The following is a 1,365-nucleotide window of genomic DNA, read 5'->3' as shown; positions in this document are numbered from 1 at the left end:
GGGCGAAGCCGGCCCGGTAAACGACGTTGTCCAGCCGCGACTCGAGGATCTGCACCGCTACCCACTGGTGTCGGCGCTGTCCCGGCCGCTGATCGTCAAGCACCTGGTGGCGGCGGCGCGCACGCACGGCGGCACGATCGTGTCGCACGGCTGCACCGGCAAGGGCAACGACCAGGTCCGGTTCGAGGTGGGCCTGAACGCGCTCGCCCCCGACCTGAAGATCATCGCGCCGGCCCGGGACTTCGCCTGGACCCGGGACAAGGCGATCGCCTTCGCCGAGGAGAAGGGGCTGCCGATCGACGTGTCGGCCAGGTCGCCGTACTCCATTGACCAGAACCTGTGGGGTCGCGCGGTGGAGACCGGCTTCCTGGAGGACATCTGGAACGCCCCCGTCGAGGACCTCTACTCGTACACCTCCGACCCGACCCAGGAGCGCGACCCCGATGAGGTTGTGATCACCTTCGACGGCGGTGTGCCGGTGGCGATCGACGGTGAGACGGTCACCCCGTACCAGGCGATCCTGGAGCTCAACCGGCGCGCCGGCGCTCAGGGCGTGGGTCGCCTCGACATGGTCGAGGACCGCCTGGTCGGCATCAAGAGCCGTGAGGTGTACGAGGCGCCCGGCGCGATCGCCCTGATCACCGCCCATCAGGAGCTGGAGGCGGTGACCGTCGAGCGGGACCTGGCCCGGTTCAAGAAGGGCGTCGATCAGCGCTGGGGCGAACTCGTCTACGACGGGCTGTGGTTCTCGCCGCTGAAGGCGTCGCTGGACGCGTTCATCGACGACGCGCAGCGGCACGTGAGCGGCGAGGTGCGGATGATCCTGCACGGCGGCCGGGCCACGGTGACCGGCCGGCGCTCCGAGGCGAGCCTCTACGACTTCCAGATGGCCACCTACGACACCGGCGACACCTTCGACCAGTCCCTGGCGAAGGGTTTCGTGCAGCTGTGGGGGCTGCCGAGCCGGATGGCCGCGGCTCGGGACGCCCGGTTGGGCGGTGGCGGACAGTGACACGTGTGAGCGCGAAGACTGATCAAGCGCGGCAAGCGGGCCCCGCAGTCGCGAGCGAAAGGCAACCAACGCGATGATGGGCGACGTGGACGACAAGAGCCTGACCGAGAACAGCGCCGCCACCAACCGGACGAGCCTATGGGGTGGCCGGTTCGCGGGCGGCCCCGCCGAGGCGCTCGCCCGACTGTCGGTGAGCGTGCAGTTCGACTGGCGCCTGGCCCCGTACGACATCGCCGGTTCCCGGGCGCACGCCCGGGTCCTGGCCGGCGCCGGCCTGCTCGATCCGGAGGAACTGGGCCGGATGCTGGCCGCGTTGGACGACCTGGAGGCCGCCTGCGCCTCCGGAACGTTCC

General features: G+C 70.3%; 1 protein-coding gene and 1 pseudogene. Both read left to right on the top strand.

Annotation, left to right across the window (positions count from 1 at the left end):
* A partial coding sequence (locus tag ABZ749_RS35235; protein ID WP_357235749.1) for an argininosuccinate synthase occupies positions 1-1,012 on the top strand: 1,012 nt, incomplete at its 5' end.
* A 76-nt stretch (positions 1,013-1,088) separates the two neighbouring features.
* A pseudogene (locus ABZ749_RS35230) lies at positions 1,089-1,365 on the top strand (argininosuccinate lyase); the annotation flags it as partial.

Source organism: Micromonospora sp. NPDC047753, assembly GCF_040642735.1.
GTDB lineage: Bacteria > Actinomycetota > Actinomycetes > Mycobacteriales > Micromonosporaceae > Micromonospora.
This window is presented reverse-complemented; position numbering and strand designations above follow the sequence as displayed.